The organism is Pseudarthrobacter sp. LT1 (assembly GCF_035621795.1).
Lineage (GTDB): Bacteria > Actinomycetota > Actinomycetes > Actinomycetales > Micrococcaceae > Arthrobacter.
Genome location: NZ_CP141830.1, coordinates 2,966,159 through 2,986,077, shown reverse-complemented (window position 1 = coordinate 2,986,077; position 19,919 = coordinate 2,966,159). Strand labels below are relative to the sequence as shown.

The following is a 19,919-nucleotide window of genomic DNA, read 5'->3' as shown; positions in this document are numbered from 1 at the left end:
CTTTTCCCGTCCCTAGGCTTGTTGTCCCCCAAGGTACGGTCCCCACATGCAGCCCGAGTAAACAGCAGTTCGGCCAGGAAACACGTGTATCAGTTAGCTTGGGGAGGCGGAGGTGCGGGGTCGGCAGAACGCTCGGCACGCCACGGGGCGCGCCACTCCGCAGCTTCCCAGCCATCCATGATGTAGATACGCTCACGAGCCACCTTGTCGCCTCTGAACTCCATCAGATCGACGGTGAACATCCAAGGCCCGCCGTCATAGCTGATCAAGTTCTCTACAACGACCAGATCGGCACGATGAGTGATTCGCCGAGTATGGAACTTAAGCCTCGCCGGGTACTGCCGCCGCCACTCGCGGAAGTTCTCCAAGCCTTCGAATCGTTCACCTGACTGAGGGAACTCAAGCACAGCATCATCGTGGTAGATCTCGTGGGAGATTGTCTCGTCCACGCCCGCGAACTCCCAGTGACGCTGCAGAGCCTCCAGGAGATCTGCCTCATTGAGCATCACTCACCCCCTTGCATCAGGACCAGAAGGCGGTTGCCTTGGCCGTTTCTTCCTGCGCCCCCAATGCCTCCGCAACGTTTGCCTCTCCTGGTTCGGTGGCGACCTGTTAGGCCGACTGCTTAGCGCAGTAGATCAAGTGTCCGCCTGTCGAGTCGGGGCGGCAAGAGATTGCCGGCTACACAACTGCCCCGTCGTTGAGCTGTGGGCGTCGGGAAGCCCGTGGGGCGACCCGGACTCCATAGGCGATGATCAAACCCACCGTGGCGGCGCCGCCGGCGTATGTCCAGGGCGAGGACCAGGCTCCTTCAGGGGTTGGAATGGCGAAGGCAATCCAGACAGTGGCTATGGCCACGAGAAGCTCCGCTGCCGCCTGCAGCCGATACCTGGGGTAGGCGAGCCGGACGAGGGGAATGACCGGCAGCAGGAAGAGGCCCAGGCTCGGGAACGGGTAGATGGCGTTGAACGTGAAGATCACCAGGCCCAACACGAGCAGGCCCAGAACTTCAGCAGCTGGACGGGCTGGAGGGGGTTCTCAGGCGTCCACCGGCTGACCAGCAGTCCCCACGCCGGCAGGCCCAGCAGCCAGCCGCCGGCCCAGAAGCCCAGGTTCAGTAATGCCAGGGGAACGAGCAGCGCGCCGGGCAGCAGGAACGCCACGGCCTGCCGCAGCCACGGCAGCTTTCCGGCGGGGCCGAAGATGCAGGCCCCGATCAGCAGGTAGGCGGCCACGTAGCCCGGCAGCAACTCGACCACCGGCACCTGGGACAGGCCGAACACCAGGAGGGTCAGTGCGGGCACCATGACGCACACCGCGGCGAACGTCCACGGGCGGCGCGTCGCTGACACCGTCACAAGGTGCGGCTCGGTCGCACTCAGATCAGCACCTCTGCGATACCGTCGAAGACACTATTGACTCGCGGATTGGGCCTCATGCATCCAGCTTCGCGAGGCGCTCAGCGATCTTGCTGCCGGCCCGGCGCGACTTCGGGGTGCTGTCCATCCATCTTTTCAGCACAGCGACTTCCTTGTCCTTTTCCCCGAGTTTCCGGTGAACGATGGCCGCCTGCTCGGTGTACCAGGGTGCTGGCTCCCGGCCGTCCCTGCTTCGTTCGGCGGCCTCGATCGCCTTGTAGCAAAGGACCAGGGCCTCGTTGAGCCAGCCGTCGCGCTTCAGCTGCTTGATCGGCTCCACGAGCTCCAGGTAGTGGACCCCGTCGACCATGCCGCGCCGGAACGACTGCGCCCTGGACCCACCCTCTTCCAATGCTTCCCGGACCATCTCGGTCTTCTGGGTGTGGGAGTCGTTGATCCGCTCCTGGCTGCTCAGCGCCGGCGGATTCTCCCGCGAGTAGGTCCACTGCGGCTCGCCCGCACCCATCCAGACGTACGCCTTGGCCAGCAGCTTTTTCCCGGCCGCGGCGTGCAGCTGGTAAGGGACGGGGTGGCTGGCGCCGATCGGCAAGGGGAAGTCTTTTGCGGCGTACGACGGCAGGCAGCCCACCCTCTCCCCATCGACCAGCACATCGATGGCTTGCCGATCAACCGGGTTTCCGGGATCCCGCTGCAGCTGGGCCTGGCCCTCGAAGTAGCCCAGCTCGCCCATCCCCTCCCGGTCGGCCAGGGCGGCAACGGCGGCAGCGGCGAAAGTGGTCGTGCCGGCCACCTCCAGGCACGAGTTGAAGTCGAAGGAGACCTTCAGCGTCATGGATGGCTGATTCGGCGATGCCTGTTCGGGGGCTGTTTGACGGGTGGCCGTCCTGCCGCTCATTGCTTCTCGAAGCCACGAACCAATACCCACCGAATCCCCCTTTGACCGGAACCGCGGGTCGCGCCCGCGGGCATGACTCTACCCGAGCATTGCCGTCATCGGCTGCCGTAGCAGGTCAGTCTTCTCCGCAGTTAGGGCAAGCGCCAACCAGGGGCCGCTCCATGAAGCACGACCCGCAGACGGCGCCTCGTCGGCCTACAGCATCACGACCGGGGGAACCTGAGCCGTTCGACAACTCGGCGCACGTCTGGCACGCAGGAAGAGTCCGCATCTGCTCCTCCGACGCCACATACGGTGAGGGACCGGCATATGGGCGGACAGCTGTGACGGTCGGTAGGATTGAAGCCATGGGGGAGAAGAATTATGAACAGCTCGGCCACTGGGTGTTGCGCCAAAAGACGGTGAATACACCATGAAGGATGGCGCTAACTCGGATGCAGAGCAAACAGCCATTCCGGAGGGGTTGACGGAAGAAGACCTCAGGCTGGGCAAGGTAGCTTGCCGGCGGGTCGAAGTCGTCAAATGGATCGCCCTGGCACTCTGCATCGGCATTGCCATTTACACATTCACGAGTGTTCCCTGGGAAACCAGGATGCCGTACGACGGAAAGTACGACAGGAGCGGCAAGGGGCTCCCCATGCAGGTTGCGATGTTTCCCGCTCCGGCTTCGAGAGGACGGTCACTGCGCGTCTCAAACCATCTCACAAACTCTACTTTTACGAGGAACTTCCGCTCAGCCGGTTTTCCCGTGATTCCGCGGCTAAAAATGTCTCACATACCCTGTATCACAGTAGTGTCTTGAGACTCCTTAAGGGTCTATGAGACATGAGACGGAAGGGGACACCGTGAAACTCGGCTACGCCAGGATCAGCACCACCGACCAAAATGCCTCAATGCAGGTCCAGGCCCTCATCGAGGCAGGGGTCGAAAAGAAGTACATCTTCGTGGACCAGATGTCGGGAGCCAAGGCCGCCCGCGAACGGCCCGAGATGACGAAGCTGCTCGAGTACGCCCGCGAAGGCGACGAGATCTTCGTGTGGCGGATTGACCGACTTGGCCGGTCCCTCGTGGATGTCGTCAACACCGTCCAGGACATCACCGACCGGGGTATCCGGCTGTACTCGATCATGGACGGCGTTGATCCGTCGTCGGCCCATGGCAGGTTGCAGTTGGCGCTGTTCGCCAGCCTGGCCCAGTACGAGCGTGAATTGATCAATGAGAGGGTGCGTGCCGGGGTCATGGCCGCCCAGGCCCGCGGGGTGAGGTTCGGCAAGCAGGGGCCCAAGCAGTCGACCATCGAGACCAAGATCAGGCTCGTCCGTCAGCTCCTGTCCGAGGGCAACACCGCCGATGAGGCAGCCGAGGCCGTCAACTGGTCGCGCGCCACTCTGTACCGCTACCTCAAGAAGTACGGTGCGGACACGCCTCCGGAGTCAGGTGAAGTTGCCCATGGGCGCGGCCGGTCGCAGTACGCGGCGAAGACGAAGCTACCGGCCCGCAGATAAGGCCTACGCATGCTTCCTGTAAACACCAGATGAGGGAGCATGCCATGGATGCGTTTGCCTGGATGAAACCAGCCGCCCCGGCCGAGCGGGCGGCGACACCTGTGGCAGTGGCTGACCCGACCCAGCGGTTGGCCACCGGGCCCACCTTCGTCTACAACCCCTGGAAGCTGAAAGAGCTGCGCCGGCTGTACATCAATCTGCAGGACGGCTCCAAGGTTGGATACCTTGACCTGGCGACGATGGCTGCCGTGCCGGAGTCCGTGGAGACGGCGGATATGCTGCGCTGCGCCATCGACGGCCTGGCTCCGGGCGCTTCGATGGCTGCTCCTTCGCTGGAACCACAACCCGAACCAGTGCAAGCCACCGAACCTCAGGCCATAGTGATGCCGTGGGAGGACCTGTCACGAAACCGGCCAGGCATGCTCATCGAGAACCTGGACGACGCCTCCTACCGTGCAGGGGTCGCGGGGGAGCAGCGGACCGCCGGCGTGCTGGCCGCCCTGGCGTGCGACGGGTACAAGGTGCTGCACTCCGTTCCGCTGTCGCCGCGGAAGGACATTGACCACCTGGTCATCGGGCCCACCGGGATCCATGCGGTCAACACCAAGACCAGCACTTATGCGGTCACAGCAAAGGACGGCGCGGCCTACGCCGACGGGTACAAGCAGACGTGGCTCGATTCGCTGTCGCGGGACGCCGGCCTTGCCGGAGACTACCTGTCCCGGGCGGCCCGCATGGACCTGCGGGTGCAGCCCCTGGTCGCGGTATGGTCGACCGTCAGCGTGCTCAGCTCCCTTCCGACGCTCCTCGTGTCGGGGGAGGGGCTGTGGGCAGCAATTACCCGCGGCGAGGAAGTCTTCCCGCCCGCCTGGGGGGACGTCGTCTACAACGTCGCCAGGCGCTCAGACACCTGGACCGCGAACCATTGACGCAAAGTCCAGGCGTCAGCGCGAGGTCCGCTCGTCGATTATCCGATCCACCTCTTCATCGTCCGGGCAGGCCTGCTGGTCGTACGGGCAGATGGCAACCCCAGGTTCACCCCCGAGGCCGCGGATGATCTCGACGCACATCGTGCACAGGACCTTGGCTTCCTTCAGGATCGGCATGTCCGGTTCTTCGTAACCGCAGGCGGCCTTGCGCCAGTCCAGGTCCCGGCAGCAGACGAAGTGCGCCAGCTCGTCCGGATCCTCGCCCATTCGATACTTCGCTTCCCATGCCGGCACACGCACCAGCTCCATCGAGCCGCCGTCTTCGAGTGTTCCCGGTTCCGTGCGAGTGTCCGCCATGATGTCCCCCAGTCGTTGGAAGCAGGATACTGCCCCGCAGTCGGGCCGGGAACGGCTGCCGCCGAAGCGGGCTAGGATGGGTCATCGAATCTTTGGGGGATGAATGATTCGTGTCTTGAGGCTTGCCGCTGCCGGCGCCCTGCTGCTTGCCACGTCGTCATGCGCGGCGCCCTCTATCGAGGAAATCGGCCGCGCAGCCATTCGAGAACGGTCCGCAGAGGGCAAGGCCTGGTTCACCAGGTTTGTGGAAGCCACGGACACCTCCGACAAGGGGTTGATGGCTTCGAAGCTGGAGGGCCTGAGGGATCCCTACGCATATGGATGGGATGCCGAAGGGGATTTCTACACTCTGCACTACTACCGCGAGCATGTCACAACCAGTGGGGGATGGTGGGGCAAGCAGCGCACCGTCAGCGCCTGCGTCCGATTCGAACGGGATCTGGGTTCGGTGACTGGGACCTCGGTCGCCTGCCTTGCCGGACCGCCGTATTCCGACTACACCGATGAGTGGGTAGTTGTGGCGTGGGCGGGACGGGCCGACACGTCTATGGCCGGTTCAATGTAGGCCAGTGCTGGCGCGGACAACACCCGCGCCAGCAATCACCTAGGCGGGCTGGACTGCTTTCCTGGCTGCCGAGTACGGGCTCTCCAGGTCCTCCGGTATGACGACCCCGACCTTCAGCAGTGCTTCGACCACGGCATCGGCCAGGCCGATCAGCTCCGGGACATTCTCATCAACGTCCTCGTCCGCGTCAACGTTGATGCCCTGCTTCTCGAACTCTTCGTACAGGGCTTCCATGACGTGGTCCTTGGCGGCGGCGTTCTGGGCAGGCTCGTAGCCTTCGGGGATCTCAGCCATGTCAGCCTCTGCTCCAATTACTCATGGACAGGCGGGAGCTACGACTGCTTCGCCTAAAGGTGGGTGTGCTTGTCGCAGCGCTAAAGGGCACCTAGGCGGGCATCGCCTCAATAGTGTCTCGGGCTACCACAGTGTCGTAAAGGCCGTACCTGGTTAGGCCCTCATGGCTGTCGAGTCCTGCGTAGGACAGGGAAGCATCTTCGTACCGCCGAAATGCGAAGACTGCCTGATTCATGTGTTCGGTGTTGAACACTTTGAGACTTACAAGTAGGTGGAAGTCCTCTACAGAAAGCCCTGTGACTGTCTTGAAAAGGTCAGGTTCCAACTTCGTGATTACGTCTTGAAGTGTGTTCTCGCGAAAGTCCGTGAGGTACATAAAGGCTGGAATACGGGTTGCAAACTTGATCAGCTTCTCTTGGATCTGCTTGCGCTTGGACTTGTATTCCTTTTCTTCAGCCGTGAGTTCCGACTTTTCCTTGGGCGACAGGTTCTCACCCTTGGACTTCTTGGTCTCCTTGACCTTCTCGCTCTTATTGATAACGGTTTCGAGAACGTTGTCTCCTAGGGCTCGAAAGCCCTCAATATTCATGACCGCCTTCAGCGCGTCCTCGTTATTGAGGATGCGTCGCAGGGTGTCGTTATCGACGTTAACCAGGAGTGCTGATTCCCACTTGCGGGCAAGCAGTGTCGCGCTCGTCCCAGTCATGGCCATGTCGAGAATGCCACCGGCATCAATCTGAACCATCCGTGCACCGTTATAGGCGAGTACTGGGAGGAACGATACGAGTTCCTCAACTGCCTTCTCAGGGTTATCGCTGGGGCTGAGACCAACCCCGTACTCGGACAACTGCCTCAAAGCGCGAGTCGGTGCGAAGTCGAACACGAAACAGACCGGTTTGTAGATCTCTTCTTGGTTTGGGTTGTCCCCGTTGGGGTTCTTTTGACTCCAGGGCGACTGGACACGGAAAGCGGCCTGAAAGTATGTCTCCGGTGACTTCAGATTACGAAGCATGAGGATTGACGACCACTGTGGAACAGTGACGCCCGTCGTGAGCTTGCCACAGGACAAAGTAATGGAGCCTGCCTCGTGCCCACTTCCAATGGCCTGCCGCACCGGCGGCAGCGCGTCCAGGCCGACGCCCGCGCTCGTGCCAGCAACTGTTAGCACCTTGTACTTGTGGAAGTAGCTGTTCTGCGTCTCGGCAAGGAGATTTGCCATGGCATGACAAGCTGCCACATTCGGGAGGAACCAGAAGGAGTGCTCAAGATAGGGAAGCAGGCGAACGTCTGAGTACGGGAACGGCGGCCGATGGGAGCCCTGTTTGAGGTTGTCTACTTGCGTGGGGGTGTATGCCCCTCGGACGATGTCGAGCCACTTCTGGACGTCGTTTTTATGTTTGAACTCAGCACTCGCCCCACTGCCATTGGCGGCAAAGAAGGCGTTGAGGTCGAACTCATCGAACTCGCCTATGTTGGCGATGGCCAGAAGTTCGTCAGGCATCTGGTAGGTCATGAGGCGCATTTGGGGAAGTGCTGCGTATGGGTTCAGCTTGCCCGGATTGGACTTGCCAAATGCCTCTTTCGCCCTCTGCTCGTCTGTATAGGTCCAGTTAAATATCTGTTCCTCGATGAACTCGCCAGTGGCGAGAGCTTTGAAGGGGGTGCCGGACAAGTACAGGTAGGCCCGGGTAGTGATAGGAAGGAATTCCGCTTCCGGCTCGTTCAACTCGTCCAGGTCTTCGTTGTACGCGTCCAGCTCGGGATTGTAGGCAAGCCTGGTTTCGGCTGTGATTTGCGAGTTGTCTTCGCCCTCGAAGAGTTCTTTAGCAGTCTCTCGCCAGGCACCAAAGTGATACTCATCGAAAATCACAAGGTCCCAGTTGATTTCATGGACCCACTGGTTCTTAGCCTTGATGTTGCCTGCTTTGTCGCGGCCCAGCAGGTCTTGAAAAGATCCGAAGTAGACAAGCGGTTTGTCTTTTGCGACCGCCAATGGATCGACACCAGACTGCTTGCTCATGTATTGCCAGCCGTCAAAGTCTGAATGGCTTTCAAGGTCAGTCTGCCACGCATCTTCCACGGCCGGCTTGAAAGTCACAACGAGAACTCGAGTTGCTCCCAAGCTTTTGGCCAGTTGGTAAGCCGTGAAGGTCTTGCCGAACCTCATCTTGGCATTCCAGAGAAAACGTGGAACGGCGTGCATATCCTCCTGCCAGACGGAGTGAAAGTAGTCACGGGTCCTTTTGACCGCTTGGGCCTGTTCTGCCCTCGGCTTGAACGTTTCGTGGTGCGTACCGGAGAGCTTTTTTCCAGTGCGGAGTTCGGTGATCGCCGTCTTGACGTCATCGATGGAGCACCGCATCCATTCGAGCTGGTAGTTTTCGAAGCCTTTTGCTACAAGTCGGGCCCGCACCTGATGATCCGTAAAGGCAGTGCCATCTTCCCGCTCAGCAGGTATGTCAAGAAGAATTTTCGGAGTGATGCCAGCAGTCTTGGTCTGTTCCTCAATCCGCTTCTTCACGTCGCGGGTGGTTTGCCCCACCTTGATAAGTCCTAGGTGTGCAGGGCTGTCGATGCTGTATGCGTAGACCCGCAGTCTTGCGTCTGGTTTTGGCGGCAGGAGCTCTTCGATGGACTTAGGCATCGTCAGCCTGGTTCAGATCCATCGGCCGAACTACCTTTTCGATGAAGGCAATCTCTTCCTCATTGAGGTCGTACTTCGCGTAGAGGTCTTCGTCGGTCCAGTTCTTCGTCCACTTCTGCGAGGGCACGAAAGTGTAGACCTTCCGGGTAACGTGCTGGGACGGCTTGTGGAGCAGGATTAGCAAGCGAGTCAGGCGGCAGGAGAGATAGGAGAGAGCACTTTCAGTCTCAGCCTGGGTATCGAACGGACCGATAGCGAGATAAGTCTCCGATGAGATACTGCCTGGCTCGCCAAGAAATGGCGTGGGAATGATTTTGTGAGGATACGTATCCTTATTACCGGTACCCGGAGCCGCGTAGCCCGCGAAAATCTTCCACTTATCCACAAGACCTTCGTTTGCCTTCACTGTGCTGCGAGGCGTGTAGGCCTTTCCGCCGTTCTGGTAGATCACAAGATCACCAGGTGATTTGCTTGCTTTGCCCTTGAAAGTCGTGTCGAGACCGAAAGGCTTTCGAGAGCTGACGAGCCGCTCAAATCGGAGAGCCTCGGGCAGCTCTAGCGATTCGGTCTGCCCAGTCTCTACGGCGACGACCTTCTTGAGGATGGATAGCCCCTCGTTGAACCGGATGAATACATCGGCGCCCTCTTCCAGCAGGGGCCGTATTGTCGTGGTGACTGGCCAGTCCTTGAAATGGGTTTGGACGCGGCAGTCTCCTGCGTTGTCACGGTCCCACAGGAAATAACACACTCCTCCTTTGAGTCCTATGCCTGGGAAGACGTCGGCTGCGCTTAGGAAGTCATCGATGCTCCGCAGATGGGCATCACCAAGCATGGACTCACGGAACTCATCAAGGCCCTTACCGCCTGCGAACCAGCGGGAGGGGATGACCATTGTGAGTAGCCGCGGATTGAGCTTCTTTGCCTGCTCCACGAACTTGTCGTAGATGGGAGCAGCGCTTGTGCCAAAGCCGCCATCGTTGAGTTGGTAGGGCGGGTTCCCCACGATCACGTCGAACTGCATGTCTTCTCCGAATAGCTCTGCGATAAGCGCATTGATGTTGTCGTTGTGAATGAAGGCGTAGGCATGGGTTTCCAAGTCATCGCCACGGTCGAGTGTTTTCTGACTCGCGCCACAGTAGATGCACTTGCCATTGGTGAATTTCTTGATGCGATTGCCGGCATTGTCGGCTGTGTATACCCATTCCGTGCCGCCGGCCCATGTGTGTTCTATGCGCTCGTACCAGATGTTGCCCTGGTCCGTGCTGAAGGATTTGGCGATGGAGTGCGGTCCGTTTGCGAATTTGGAACAGTAGAGGCTTCGGCGCGCAAGGAGACTGGTCAGCTGCGTTACGCCAATGCCGAAGACCTGCTTAGTCAGAATGTGGTCAACCCGTTCTTCAAGATCGGGAATCTCCTCCTCCAGTCCTTTGACCAAGCGGCTGGTAATCTCGCGCAAAAAAGCGCCCGACTTAGTAAATGGGTCAAGGAACGTCACATCAGGTTTCGACCAGAGGTCTTCGCCAGGATGTGATTGCGTCCATGCCGAAGCCATGTTGTCGAGCATTCGGTTAGCGAATTCCGGGGGCGTGAAGACCTCATCGTTAGAGAGGTTGGCTATACAAGTCAGCACATCGGGATTGCGGCCCCGCAGCGAGAAACCCCTGTGGCTGGTCATGACGCCAATTGTCTAACGTTGGCGGCAGGATAAATCTTGGTCGGGGTAAACACCTCATGATCTCCCAGGTCGGCAAAGAGTGTGTCTTCACCACCGAAAGCGCTCATCTGGGTCAGGGTGTCGAAGCGGAAGTCTCGACGCTGGAACTTACCCTTGCCCAGGTAGCCCCACTCGGGAAAACTGATCGCGGAGCCATCGCTGGCAAGCATCGTCACGGCGTCACCGTGGACGATGTTATGACGTAGCACGTACGCGGCAGCCCTATGTAGTTCATCTTCCTCGCTGAGCGCGAGGAAGTCGTCGAAAACCTCCAGCATGTTCGCACGGCACTCGCTCACGTTGTCGGGCAACAACTCGATACCGTAAATGCACATGAGGCCGTATAAGGCGTAATGGGCCCTCTCGAACGCAGACTGACCGTACTTCAGCTCCACGGCGGCCAACTTTCGACGTAGTACTTGTACGACAAAGTTGCCGGACCCGCAGGCTGATTCAAGGAACCGTGAATCGATCCGTTCTGTTTCGTCCCTTACAAGTTCGAGCATGGCGTCAACCAGCCACGCAGGCGTAAACACTTCGCCGTGATCGACCACGCGCTGCTTCGACCTCACAAGTTCACCCCGTGGGTCCCATTAACACGGCGGTCCTCCCGGCATTTGCAGGCGAAGGCAGGAGACCAATCGACGATGCGCTGGCTCGCAGCTTCCGTCCAAGAGCACGAAGGCTCGTGATCTCCCTTGTTCCACACCCCTAAAGACCAAGGTTCAGCCTTGCATTCAATGCAGACTTGGGCTGTGTCCTCCTGCCACTCGATATACGCCAGTGGCATCTCCGACTTGAGCTGCACGGTGCCGCAGCCGTGGCACCAACCAATAGGTGCTCGATTTAAGGGGCTTACATCCATTCCAAAAGGATACGACCCCACGGTGACAGGATCGGCCAAGGCCTGAGATGTGTGGTGACCCGAAAATCGTCGACGCTATTTGCGGAATCGCCTCGGTCGGGGTCCTGTCCCCTTTCAGCATTCCTGGGCGTCGGTCTGTGGAGCACAGCGAGGCCAGTCACAGAGTCCGGCGCACGAGCTGGCCGGAGACCAGTCTCACCGACACCTCCAGCCCGCGCTACTTTGTCTCATTACCGCTTCCCAGTGTGCCCTGCTGCGGAGGACTGCCGGAACTGAGCAGGGATCACAAGGCGGGGGAGCGTGTTGGCTTCGGCCATACTACCGACATTTACCCCTTCCAGAGCCAACCGGAACTGACAACTCAAAGTCTCCGTGTGTTTCCATTGGGATGAATCAGCGCAGGGGGACGGAGGGGCACATGCCTTTGGTCGGTACATTAGCCGGAGTGCGTGTCGTTTCAATCGACCTGAACGACGATGAGTGGGCATCCCTCAAAAAACGCTATCGGGCCGGGGAGCCCCTGCTGATGTCGTGCGGCCAGCCAGGATCAGCCAGAGTTTCCTCTCGGGGCCTGAAGTTCTTCGCCCACAAGAAGGGTGCAAAGTGCGACATCCACGAGGGCGGGGAAACCGCCGAGCATCTCGAACTGAAATCCCTTCTGGTTAAGGCTGCGAAAGCCGCCGGCTGGGAGGCTGAACTTGAGGTGCCGTCGCCGCATCGGGACTGGATCGCCGACGTCATGGCCACCAAAGGGGAGCGCCGGATCGCCTTGGAGGTGCAATGGTCGCGCCAAGGCAACGAGGACTTCGCTCGCCGCCAGGGACGCTACGAGGCGGACGGGGTCGAATGCATCTGGTTCGTGGCGCCGAAGAACTCCCTCAACGCAGGGACCGTTCCCTCCCACACCGTCGGGGGAGCCCCCGGCGCCTGGCACATTCCCATGTCTACCACGCTGGACCGCTACAGCAGGACCGAGCTGCCCTTCGAGGACGCAGTCGTGCACATCCTCCGAGGGGACTACCGCTTCCACAGTGAACCTTACGTCCAGGCTTATTCCATGGACGTGGCCATGACGAAATGCTGGCGCCAGGCATGCGGAAAATGGTTCACGCTCTGGCGCCTTGAAGACCTGCAGGTCAAGATGCGCTGCGGCCTGGAAGGAACCATCGAAGCGGTGTACCACCTCGAATCCCGGATGTTCCTGCAAGACCGGATCGAACGAATCATCGCCGACCAGGTCCTGCCGCTGCTTGAACACGAGCAGGTGGATCTTCCCCGCGCAGCGAAGCTGATCACCCGCAAAAGCAAGACAGCGGAGAAGACCTACCTGGCCTATTGTTGCCCCCACTGCGGGGTCATCTCGGGAGATAACCCGATTGCCTACGGCGGAACGCGCTGGCGGACCTATGTCGTGCACCGGCGTCTGAACGTGCCGTTCCGGCCCGACGCCAGGGGGCCACTGCATCTCTGCATTGACCGAGGTAAAGGCCAGTGCAGCCAGGAGTTGCCGCCGGTAGAGGGCCCGGTCTTCCCGGACGGGACGGACAGTTATTTGGGCTTCAGTTCCGAGCTGCTCGTCGACCGCCTGGAACGGCTGCCACGAAAAGGCGAGAAGTCCACCAACCGGCGGCGGTAGAGCGCGCTGGCCCGATGCGCCCGCGAGTACCCGGCATCCGGAACAAGAAAGGAAACTTGAAGGGCTGAACTTCACCGGACGAGTCCCGACCGTCGTCGAGGACGGCATCGCGGCCTCCTCCGGCGGAGAAGACATTGGGGTGTTCGAAGAGCTCCGCGGCACCTACTAGCGAGACAGGCTGCGAAGACGAAACCGCGACAGCCTGGTCCGTTCCTAACCGCGAGAGCAGCTCGGCACCGGCAGGCAAAGAGGCTTCGGATCCGAACCGGAGGTTCACGGTATCCGGCCAGTAGGGCAGTTTAAAAAGTTCGCTCGGCCCACGCCAAATAACTCCGCATATTTGGGTGTCGTGCGATAGGTTCAATCCAGTTCACGGTACGAGAAAGAGAGATAGAGGCTCGTCTGGTGGGAATCCTTCGCAGGGCAGGCCTGGGTGCTTTTCGAATCGTCCGTAACGACGTCCGAAGATACAGCCGTCGTCGGCGCTATTACATAAACAAAGCGCGGCGCGAATCGGCACGGCGTCGTACCAGCCGCAGATGGGGTCCAGGGTGCACCATCGCCCACCGAAGCCGGGGCGCTTCCGAGCGCTGTCCGAATTGCCGGATGGGCAGGGAAAACCGGAACGCAGGGATTGCTGCCAAAAAAGCTGCAAGACAAGCAGCCCTGCAAAGGTTCAATGAGCGGATGGCTGCCATCGCAGCAAGACAAGCGCTGGCCCGCGAGGCGGTTTCGGAAGAACGCTGGCGGGAACTGCTGGCCCCGGACGGGACCCCAAGGGCCCTGGCGCTCCAGCGGCGGCATGTTCGGTCCACGGTAGCGCGCGCTGCCGGGATTCGCCCGTACCTTAAAAGCGTGACCACGGGCCAGGCGGAGAATATCCTGCGTGCTTTCAATCAGGATCCTGCGGCGTTATGGAAATACGGCCGAGGACGAAAAGGAATCAACGTTCTCGGGATAGCCGCCCGATGGTTCCTGACCTTACTGGGATTCATCGTTTTGTGTCTGATTCCGGTGCTGGGATGGCTGGTGGCCGCGTTTGTAATCGCGCTTGCGATCTCCGCCGTCGTGCGAAGCCGCAAGCGCAAGGCTTACGAGATTCAGCTCATGGACACTGTTTCCCTGCCACTCCAAGGGCCTGAAGACCGTGGGTTCGAAGTAGGCGAAGTGGGATTGCGTCCGTCGAGGAGTGGCGTACCAGATCACAAACCGTCTCCGGCCGCCCCGGAACTCGAGAACGAGGCTATTTCGCGGCTTGAGCGCCTCCAGGCTCTCCGCGAATCTGGCACCGTGATCGAAGACGAATTCCAGACCATGAAGGCGGACGTGCTGGGCAGGAAGTAGGCGGCCGGCCTCCGGTCAGAGGTTCCATCGGTGCACGCTGTTCCAGAGCTACAAGGTGGTTTTAGGGAGATCGCGCTGATAGATCCAGATCGCGTGGTCGAACTTCTGAAGCTCAACATCGGGGCGCTCCGCGGCATGCACGGCGGCGACGATTCGCCTAGCAGTTTCCGCCGTCACTGGCGCCAGATGTTGTTCTTTAAGTGCGGCATCGACAAAGCCACGGATCATTCGGTCTGCCTTGATCCCGGGCTGGCCAAGCAGCATGGTGAGGTACTCGTATGTCACGTCGCCGAGGCCCTTTACCTCCGTGTAGGCACTTCTGTGGTCCGGGTCGAGTGCATGGAGGTGCGTCGCGCTGCGAACTGGGGGAGTGAGAGAAAGAAAGTTGTCGGCCGCTTCGATGATGCACTCGCTCTTGAAGCGTCCGACGGTTTTACCGTTCCCCATGACCTCCCTTATTCGCTTCTCGCCTAGGTTGCGCAAGCACTCAAGGTCGTTTGCGGCGTCGGGGTAGGCGTCTCGGAATAACTTCGCCCTGCCGAGGACGCCTTTGGCCGGGTGCTTCGTCTTATAGACGGCTCGGATGGAGAACACGGCATCGACGAGAGACACACCAATTTGGTCAGGCCACCCGCCCGGCCACGCGCTGAAATCCTTTTCGGGAATACTCCCTAATGCCTTTGCTACGGCCGCTATTGCCCGCTGTTCGTCCATCTGCCCCACCCCGCCTTTTCATGGTCAGAATATCCGACACATTCGGCGGATCCGGATGCGGCCGCAGCCGGCGTAGGGTGACCGTTAGGAGCCTGACACGATCGCCGGTATGCGCGAGTGACTTCGTCCTCGTAGCCTAAACATTTGTCACGGGCATCACTCGTTTGGGCTGCCGCCAAGGAATCCACCCGCCGTCGCTGCGTGCACTAGCGCTTGCACACCTGTGTCGCCGAGGGCGCCGCGTAACACCTCGATCAACTCGTTCACGTGATGGATTCTGGAGTAGTCGCCGGGTAAAGAGTTGCGAACGCGTTCCGCGAAGTGTGAGACCAGAACCCGCCCATGAGCGGAGAGCGCGTCTTGTGGGAATTTCGGAACGAAGAATCGATCGCCCAGACCGATGCCGTGGTTGCCGAGCAGTTCGGTCGCCTCCGGAATAGCATCGCCCAGGTAAGGGACGATGTCTGCCCAGCAGGTTAGTTCTTCGCTGTCAGGCGTCCTTGGCAAGCCGTTGAGCCTCGCGGAGAGGTGGTCTCGAAGCCATTGCTTCCACACTTTTGTGCCGTCGACCCCGTCCGCTCCGAGGAAACGAACAATCGCGTGAGCGAAGTCCGCTGCGTGCGCACCGTCGTCGGCGAGCACGCTTTGATCGAGCAGTGCTCGGCGTGACGCTGGCGGGATACCAGCGAAGGACACGATCGACGCTACCAGTGCGAAAAATTGGCTCTGCAGGTGGGATCCGAGAGCTTCGAGCCGGTCCCACTCCGCGATCGTGCTGTCCAGTAGGCCGGCCTCAAGGAGTTTGTCGTTATAGCGCGGGTGAAATAGATAAGGAATCCAGGCCAACGCCGCTGTAGTGTCTTCCCGGAATAGCGGAAGCACTTGTTTAGCGGTGAACGTCGCATCGGCGGCAAATAAGAAGAATAAGTGGCTTGCCATTGCCGGTCGGGTCGCATCGAGGGCGTGTGGTGGCCCATCGAGCAGTTCCGTCAGCGCGCTTCGCTCGTCATCGTTGAGGCCCGACCAATCGTCGCGATGCTTCCGCCAGCGTCGATCAACTTCCGTGATCCAGTACTGGGCGAGGTCTCCTGGCCAGGAATTGAGGTAGAGCGGAGCGAACGAATTCAGGTCCAGTTCCTCCGCGTGCGTGAATGACTGGCAGTGCTCTCTCCAGAGTCGGAAGGCGATGCGTCGCAGGCCAGCGAGAGCCGGTGTCTCGTCGCTTTCGATGTCTTTGCGGACCTGCTCCAGCAAAAAGCGGCTGACTGACCGCACGGACTTTGGATTTGGGACGAGTGTTGCAACACGTTCGACGACGGCGTCTGCATTGCCGCGCAGATATGCCTTGGTCCAGCCCTCGACAATAGCTAGTCGAATATCGATTGTCAGAGATTCAAAGCCGGGCAGTTCATCTATGAGTGTCCAGAGCTGTTGGCCCAGTTCTGGGCGGGACTCAGCCAACCCGCTAAGAAGAGAAAGTGCGCCGCGCCAATCCGGTTCGTCAAAGTTCCGTTCGGAATAGTCCCGGGCGAGTAGGTCAGCGACAGCGGCGGTGGAGTCCTCTTCAAATGATCTGATGAAGTCTTCCAGTTCCATGGGCAGCTTTTCACCCCAGGTGCCGCTCGTCATCCAGCTGTCAAAGTCGGGATTCTCACGCGGGGCGAAGTCGGGGTTCTTTGCCCGCACCGCTTCCAAGGCTGACCCAGCTTCTGCCCATCCGGGTGCGACCTGGGTGAGCCACACAAGCAGGTTGTAGGTGGCATAGGCTGTGTGACGTTGAAGATCCGGGATGTCCTCGGACTGATTCGGCCCGGCTAGTGCTGCCGAAAGGAGCTGCGCACGGACCTCTTTCGATGCCTTCTCAGCCGACGCTTTGAGGACGCCGTAAGTTTCGTGTTTGACGTCGGTTTCGAAAAGAACTGAGCGTTCGAGCAGCCACGAGATCTTCTCGTCGTACGACCGTGAGGCATCGCGTGCGAGCAGATGCAATGCGAGCCGGCGGAATAGAGCACGACCCAGAAACCACCACTTTTCGGGGAGATCGGCGCACGATACAAGAGCCTTCTCACCGTATGCTCTTAGGCCATCTAGGACTGCGTCAACGGGATCGCGGAACTGATCCTGCTCATGCGGTTCGACTGCCGATCGACCATAGCTTAACGGATCCCACGATCGGGGACCGTGGTAGGCATCGAGAAGGTCGTACGCTGCGCTCAACGAGTCCTCCAGGACCGTTCCCAGTTTCGGATCTCCGGGAGGTGCCGTTTCGACGACCTTCAAGACGTGTCCTGTAAGGCTTTCCGCCTCGCTTAGCCAGTGCACTTCAGCCTGCGGCAAAGTTGTCAGGTCCTCGGAGTCATCAAGGGACCATCGACGCTTGAGCGCGAGGTAGGGTCTCAGCGCCGCTCGGATCACCGTCAAATCCTCCGCCTGGTCGCCGGGGACGTATGACAGGAGCGTTGCCGTGGCGACTGGTCCAGAGTGTCCATGGACCGACGTAGCGAGGAAGGCCTTCCACCTGCGTCCAGCTCCAGAATCCGCTTTACTCAGCTCATCTGCTGCCCAACCGGCAGCTTGGAAAAGCCCGTTGCCGAACGCTTGGCCCAGCCGTTGCAGAGTCTGCAATGCAGCCCCATGAAGTTCGGGGGACGCTATGAAGCTCTGACAGAACCAGTTCCCAAGAACGGTGGCAGCGGAGTCTCCGTCGTGACCATTGAAGATAGACTTGAACTTTGGCAGAGCCTCCGCCCAATGGAGCCAGGCGACCTGGAGCCTCGGTTTAACAACCGTGACAGCGTGGACGAACTCGCGAGCACCGTTAGGGTTTTTGAGTTGGTCGACGAGGTAGTCGTAGTCGACCGGGGTGAGTTGCGGGCCGCCGGCAACCACTTCGAGAATCCGCGCACGGTGTTCGGTCTGGCCCATCCGAGCGCGGAGGCTCCAGGCCTCGAGTGCAGCGACAAGGGCTGTGTGGTCGTGGCCCTGGACTGGGTACCCGATCGGCTGCACTTTGAGCCTTGACCACTTAGAGTGGTTCACCTCGTCGGTACTTGTGAAGGCGTACCGCGGCGTCCCTGATGGTAGGCCAAGCGCGAGGTATCGCATGATGGGGTCATCGTGGCTGTAGCCAATGAAAAGCACCGTAAATCTTTGAAACATCGGCAGCAAGAAACGGGTGGCCCAAGCGCTGGTGAGGTACGCCCGCCCGAAGTCGCGGTCTGTGAGAACGAGCTCCTCAGGTGAACGGAGCACCGAGCCGTGAAGATGAACGATGCCGGTGAAATCTTCCCCTAGCGGCAGGGCCGGACCAATCCACGTATCGGGAACCTTGATTCCCCCAGCAGTAGCCGCCGACGAAAGATGCGTATCGAAGTTCGTCGTCACGATTCGCAGCGGCCCGATTGAAGAGGCCACCCCAACGAGCGCTGCATGCGTGGTGTTTGGCGCGGAGTCTTCGCGAGAAACTATCTCGTAAGTGTGTCGGTGCGTGTCGAAACTCTCCGGCATCGACCCTAGGAAGAAATCGATTGTGACGTCTTCGTCGAAAGGTACCCGTGCCATTTCTGCCAACTGACGGGCCAGCTTGTCGAACAGCGGTAGGTCGGACGGAGCGTCGACCGAAGCCCCCGCTCCAACGAAAAGTACAAGACGTCCTTCAGCTTGTGCGTCGAGAATGGCTTGGGGCAAATTCACGTCGCTCGTTATCCACATCTAACTCCCCAATCTCGACGATTGCGGACTTGTGCTGCAATCCGTCCTTCGCTTCGACGATCGGACCCGTGTGACCACAAGCTGATAGTAGCGACGGAGCACGCCAGCTGCGAGCATTGGCGCGGCTGGCACGCCGTGTGGAAGGGGCGATCTCGCGACTGTATATGAGCTGACTCCGCCAACGCGCGAGTCGAGCCGGAGCAGGGACAAGGCGAGATCCTGCAGACCTGTCCGGTTGTGTCCGTCGGCGCCGAGCTTTTGTCAGCGACGCGTTAACGAGACGCGTATACGTTAACGACACGCATAATAACAGTCCAATCGGACCGAAAATCAACCATTAGTCCTTGTGTTTGCGGGGTTTCTGGGCGGACCTTAACAATCGGAAGCCCGTGCTTTCCGCCAGTAAATTAACAATTCGTCTACCCGTAGAGGGACATCCGCGACCGCCCGCGGGGACAAGCTTGTTTCAGCCGCAGGTTCCGCGGTTCGCAAGGGGCCGGCACATAGACTTCCGTTCATGCGCGTCTTCGACCTCGCCTTCGACTACCTTCTCGACACCACGCCTCCAGGAAAGGACCCGGACTCCCACAGTCGGCGGCTCAAGGCTGACCATCAGCTGCTCTGGACCAAAGAGCTATGCGAGGGGCAGCTGTTCGAACTGGTGGTCTCGGAAGATCCCAAGGTGCGCCGGAAGAACTACCTGATTTTCGAGCAGACGCCGGACAAGTGGTTCACGTTCGGCAGTGACGCCATCACGAACTCCTACACCAGGTGGGGTAGGCCCAAGGCTTTGGTTGAGGCTAAGGCCGCGTTGAGTGATGAGCAGAAGCGCCGCTATTTCAATCCGCCGTACACGATCGGCAGTGGCATGATCTGGCCCGTCAGGACAGTACACCTGCCCACCCTCAACACCGCAAGGGGAATGCGGATACGGATCGCAGACCGGATGGACCTGAGTCTGGAATGCATCCGGCGCCACTATGCCAACGAGCCAGGCGGCCCTCTCGCCGACGTCATCACTAACTATGGGGACTTCTTCGAACTCTTCGGCACGTTCGAGAAGTTCGTGGAGTTCTTCCACTTCCAGGATCTCGTGACGCCGGAGGGCAAGATCGACTTCTTCCTCGAGGAGGATGAGGACGAGGTCTTCGAGCGTCCGGGCGTCCCGGTCACGAAGGACGAGTACATCAAGGTTCGGGAAGCCTCGCTGAAGTTCATAGCGTTGCGGGGCAACCGGATGGCCGACTGGGTCGAGGAGAACCACCCCGACATCAAGGTGCGGCGGCAATAACCGGGAATGCCCGGGATACCTCGCCGCGATAAGCGGGGCCTGGCGGTTCAAGTCCCTATGTGACGCGCCAGGGCGC

At 60.0% G+C, this 19,919-nt stretch carries 17 protein-coding genes; 6 read left to right on the top strand and 11 right to left on the bottom strand.

Going from position 1 to position 19,919, the window contains the following annotated elements; genetic code table 11:
* Nucleotides 1-89 precede the first annotated feature (89 nt).
* The 4 genes from VIK36_RS14035 to VIK36_RS14020 form a co-directional block, all read right to left on the bottom strand.
* Complete coding sequence (locus tag VIK36_RS14035; RefSeq protein ID WP_311262093.1) at nt 90-506, bottom strand: nuclear transport factor 2 family protein; 417 nt, start codon at nt 504-506, stop codon at nt 90-92.
* Nucleotides 507-681: 175 nt separating this feature from the next.
* Nucleotides 682-981 (bottom strand): hypothetical protein, encoded by a 300-nt coding sequence (locus VIK36_RS14030; protein ID WP_324642377.1) that lies wholly within the window; start codon nt 979-981, stop codon nt 682-684.
* Nucleotides 978-1,352, bottom strand: a complete 375-nt coding sequence (locus VIK36_RS14025; RefSeq protein WP_324642376.1) for a hypothetical protein — start codon at nt 1,350-1,352, stop codon at nt 978-980. The genes VIK36_RS14030 and VIK36_RS14025 overlap by 4 nt, the downstream gene beginning before the upstream one ends.
* Nucleotides 1,353-1,434: 82 nt before the next feature.
* Nucleotides 1,435-2,211 carry a hypothetical protein gene (locus VIK36_RS14020; protein WP_324642375.1) on the bottom strand — a complete coding sequence of 259 codons (777 nt, stop codon included), beginning with the start codon at nt 2,209-2,211 and terminating at the stop codon, nt 1,435-1,437.
* A gap of 881 nt (nt 2,212-3,092) precedes the next feature.
* On the opposite strand from VIK36_RS14020, the gene VIK36_RS14015 reads away from it, so the two are divergent.
* Together VIK36_RS14015 and VIK36_RS14010 are read left to right on the top strand one after the other, a co-directional pair.
* Nucleotides 3,093-3,779 (top strand): recombinase family protein, encoded by a 687-nt coding sequence (locus tag VIK36_RS14015; protein ID WP_324642374.1) that lies wholly within the window; start codon nt 3,093-3,095, stop codon nt 3,777-3,779.
* Nucleotides 3,780-3,823: 44 nt separating this feature from the next.
* Nucleotides 3,824-4,708, top strand: coding sequence for a nuclease-related domain-containing protein (locus tag VIK36_RS14010; RefSeq protein WP_324642373.1), 885 nt, complete (start codon nt 3,824-3,826; stop codon nt 4,706-4,708).
* 15 nt (nt 4,709-4,723) lie between these two features.
* Here the strand turns inward: VIK36_RS14010 and VIK36_RS14005 are convergent, their stop codons facing one another.
* Nucleotides 4,724-5,065 (bottom strand): hypothetical protein, encoded by a 342-nt coding sequence (locus tag VIK36_RS14005; RefSeq protein ID WP_324642372.1) that lies wholly within the window; start codon nt 5,063-5,065, stop codon nt 4,724-4,726.
* A 103-nt stretch (nt 5,066-5,168) separates the two neighbouring features.
* On the opposite strand from VIK36_RS14005, the gene VIK36_RS14000 reads away from it, so the two are divergent.
* On the top strand, nt 5,169-5,630 hold the full coding sequence (locus VIK36_RS14000) for a hypothetical protein (protein WP_324642371.1): 462 nt from the start codon (nt 5,169-5,171) through the stop codon (nt 5,628-5,630).
* Nucleotides 5,631-5,669: 39 nt separating this feature from the next.
* On the opposite strand, the gene VIK36_RS13995 is transcribed toward VIK36_RS14000, so the two are convergent.
* The 4 genes from VIK36_RS13995 to VIK36_RS13980 all read right to left on the bottom strand — a co-directional run bounded on the left by VIK36_RS13995 (nt 5,670) and on the right by VIK36_RS13980 (nt 10,788).
* Nucleotides 5,670-5,924: a hypothetical protein gene (locus VIK36_RS13995; RefSeq protein ID WP_324642369.1), complete on the bottom strand. Its 255-nt coding sequence runs from the start codon at nt 5,922-5,924 to the stop codon at nt 5,670-5,672.
* Between the two features lie 91 nt (nt 5,925-6,015).
* On the bottom strand, nt 6,016-8,568 hold the full coding sequence (locus VIK36_RS13990) for a DEAD/DEAH box helicase family protein (RefSeq protein WP_324642368.1): 2,553 nt from the start codon (nt 8,566-8,568) through the stop codon (nt 6,016-6,018).
* Entirely contained in the window at nt 8,561-10,243 is a 1,683-nt protein-coding gene (locus VIK36_RS13985) for an Eco57I restriction-modification methylase domain-containing protein (RefSeq protein ID WP_324642367.1), read from the bottom strand. Before VIK36_RS13985 ends, VIK36_RS13990 begins: the two co-directional genes overlap by 8 nt.
* Nucleotides 10,240-10,788 carry an SAM-dependent DNA methyltransferase gene (locus VIK36_RS13980; RefSeq protein ID WP_324642365.1) on the bottom strand — a complete coding sequence of 183 codons (549 nt, stop codon included), beginning with the start codon at nt 10,786-10,788 and terminating at the stop codon, nt 10,240-10,242. Before VIK36_RS13980 ends, VIK36_RS13985 begins: the two co-directional genes overlap by 4 nt.
* A gap of 804 nt (nt 10,789-11,592) precedes the next feature.
* Between VIK36_RS13980 and VIK36_RS13975 the strand changes: the two genes are divergently transcribed.
* A complete protein-coding gene (locus tag VIK36_RS13975; protein ID WP_324642364.1) occupies nt 11,593-12,783 on the top strand; it encodes a competence protein CoiA in 1,191 nt (396 codons plus the stop codon).
* Between the two features lie 606 nt (nt 12,784-13,389).
* Complete coding sequence (locus VIK36_RS13970) at nt 13,390-14,127, top strand: hypothetical protein (protein ID WP_324642363.1); 738 nt, start codon at nt 13,390-13,392, stop codon at nt 14,125-14,127.
* A gap of 48 nt (nt 14,128-14,175) precedes the next feature.
* On the opposite strand, the gene VIK36_RS13965 is transcribed toward VIK36_RS13970, so the two are convergent.
* Together VIK36_RS13965 and VIK36_RS13960 are read right to left on the bottom strand one after the other, a co-directional pair.
* Nucleotides 14,176-14,841: a hypothetical protein gene (locus VIK36_RS13965; protein ID WP_324642361.1), complete on the bottom strand. Its 666-nt coding sequence runs from the start codon at nt 14,839-14,841 to the stop codon at nt 14,176-14,178.
* A 156-nt stretch (nt 14,842-14,997) separates the two neighbouring features.
* Nucleotides 14,998-18,552, bottom strand: a complete 3,555-nt coding sequence (locus VIK36_RS13960) for an SIR2 family protein (protein WP_324642360.1) — start codon at nt 18,550-18,552, stop codon at nt 14,998-15,000.
* A gap of 517 nt (nt 18,553-19,069) precedes the next feature.
* On the opposite strand from VIK36_RS13960, the gene VIK36_RS13955 reads away from it, so the two are divergent.
* The gene (locus VIK36_RS13955) at nt 19,070-19,843 is read left to right on the top strand and encodes a DUF6994 family protein (protein WP_324642359.1); all 774 of its coding nucleotides are present in this window, start codon (nt 19,070-19,072) and stop codon (nt 19,841-19,843) included.
* The last annotated feature ends 76 nt before the right edge of the window (nt 19,844-19,919 follow it).

Bases quoted from the DNA above. Each gene is read 5' to 3' on its own strand.
- VIK36_RS13965 (WP_324642361.1), bottom strand. From the start codon at position 14,841: ATGGACGAACAGCGGGCAATAGCGGCCGTAGCAAAGGCATTAGGGAGT.
- VIK36_RS14000 (WP_324642371.1), top strand. From the start codon at position 5,169: ATGATTCGTGTCTTGAGGCTTGCCGCTGCCGGCGCCCTGCTGCTTGCC.
- VIK36_RS14015 (WP_324642374.1), top strand. From the start codon at position 3,093: ATGAGACATGAGACGGAAGGGGACACCGTGAAACTCGGCTACGCCAGG.
- VIK36_RS13990 (WP_324642368.1), bottom strand. From the start codon at position 8,568: ATGCCTAAGTCCATCGAAGAGCTCCTGCCGCCAAAACCAGACGCAAGA.
- VIK36_RS13995 (WP_324642369.1), bottom strand. From the start codon at position 5,924: ATGGCTGAGATCCCCGAAGGCTACGAGCCTGCCCAGAACGCCGCCGCC.
- VIK36_RS14010 (WP_324642373.1), top strand. From the start codon at position 3,824: ATGGATGCGTTTGCCTGGATGAAACCAGCCGCCCCGGCCGAGCGGGCG.
- VIK36_RS13980 (WP_324642365.1), bottom strand. From the start codon at position 10,788: ATGCTCGAACTTGTAAGGGACGAAACAGAACGGATCGATTCACGGTTC.
- VIK36_RS13960 (WP_324642360.1), bottom strand. From the start codon at position 18,552: ATGTGGATAACGAGCGACGTGAATTTGCCCCAAGCCATTCTCGACGCA.
- VIK36_RS14035 (WP_311262093.1), bottom strand. From the start codon at position 506: ATGCTCAATGAGGCAGATCTCCTGGAGGCTCTGCAGCGTCACTGGGAG.
- VIK36_RS14005 (WP_324642372.1), bottom strand. From the start codon at position 5,065: ATGGCGGACACTCGCACGGAACCGGGAACACTCGAAGACGGCGGCTCG.
- VIK36_RS14020 (WP_324642375.1), bottom strand. From the start codon at position 2,211: ATGACGCTGAAGGTCTCCTTCGACTTCAACTCGTGCCTGGAGGTGGCC.
- VIK36_RS13985 (WP_324642367.1), bottom strand. From the start codon at position 10,243: ATGACCAGCCACAGGGGTTTCTCGCTGCGGGGCCGCAATCCCGATGTG.
- VIK36_RS13955 (WP_324642359.1), top strand. From the start codon at position 19,070: ATGCGCGTCTTCGACCTCGCCTTCGACTACCTTCTCGACACCACGCCT.
- VIK36_RS13970 (WP_324642363.1), top strand. From the start codon at position 13,390: ATGGGCAGGGAAAACCGGAACGCAGGGATTGCTGCCAAAAAAGCTGCA.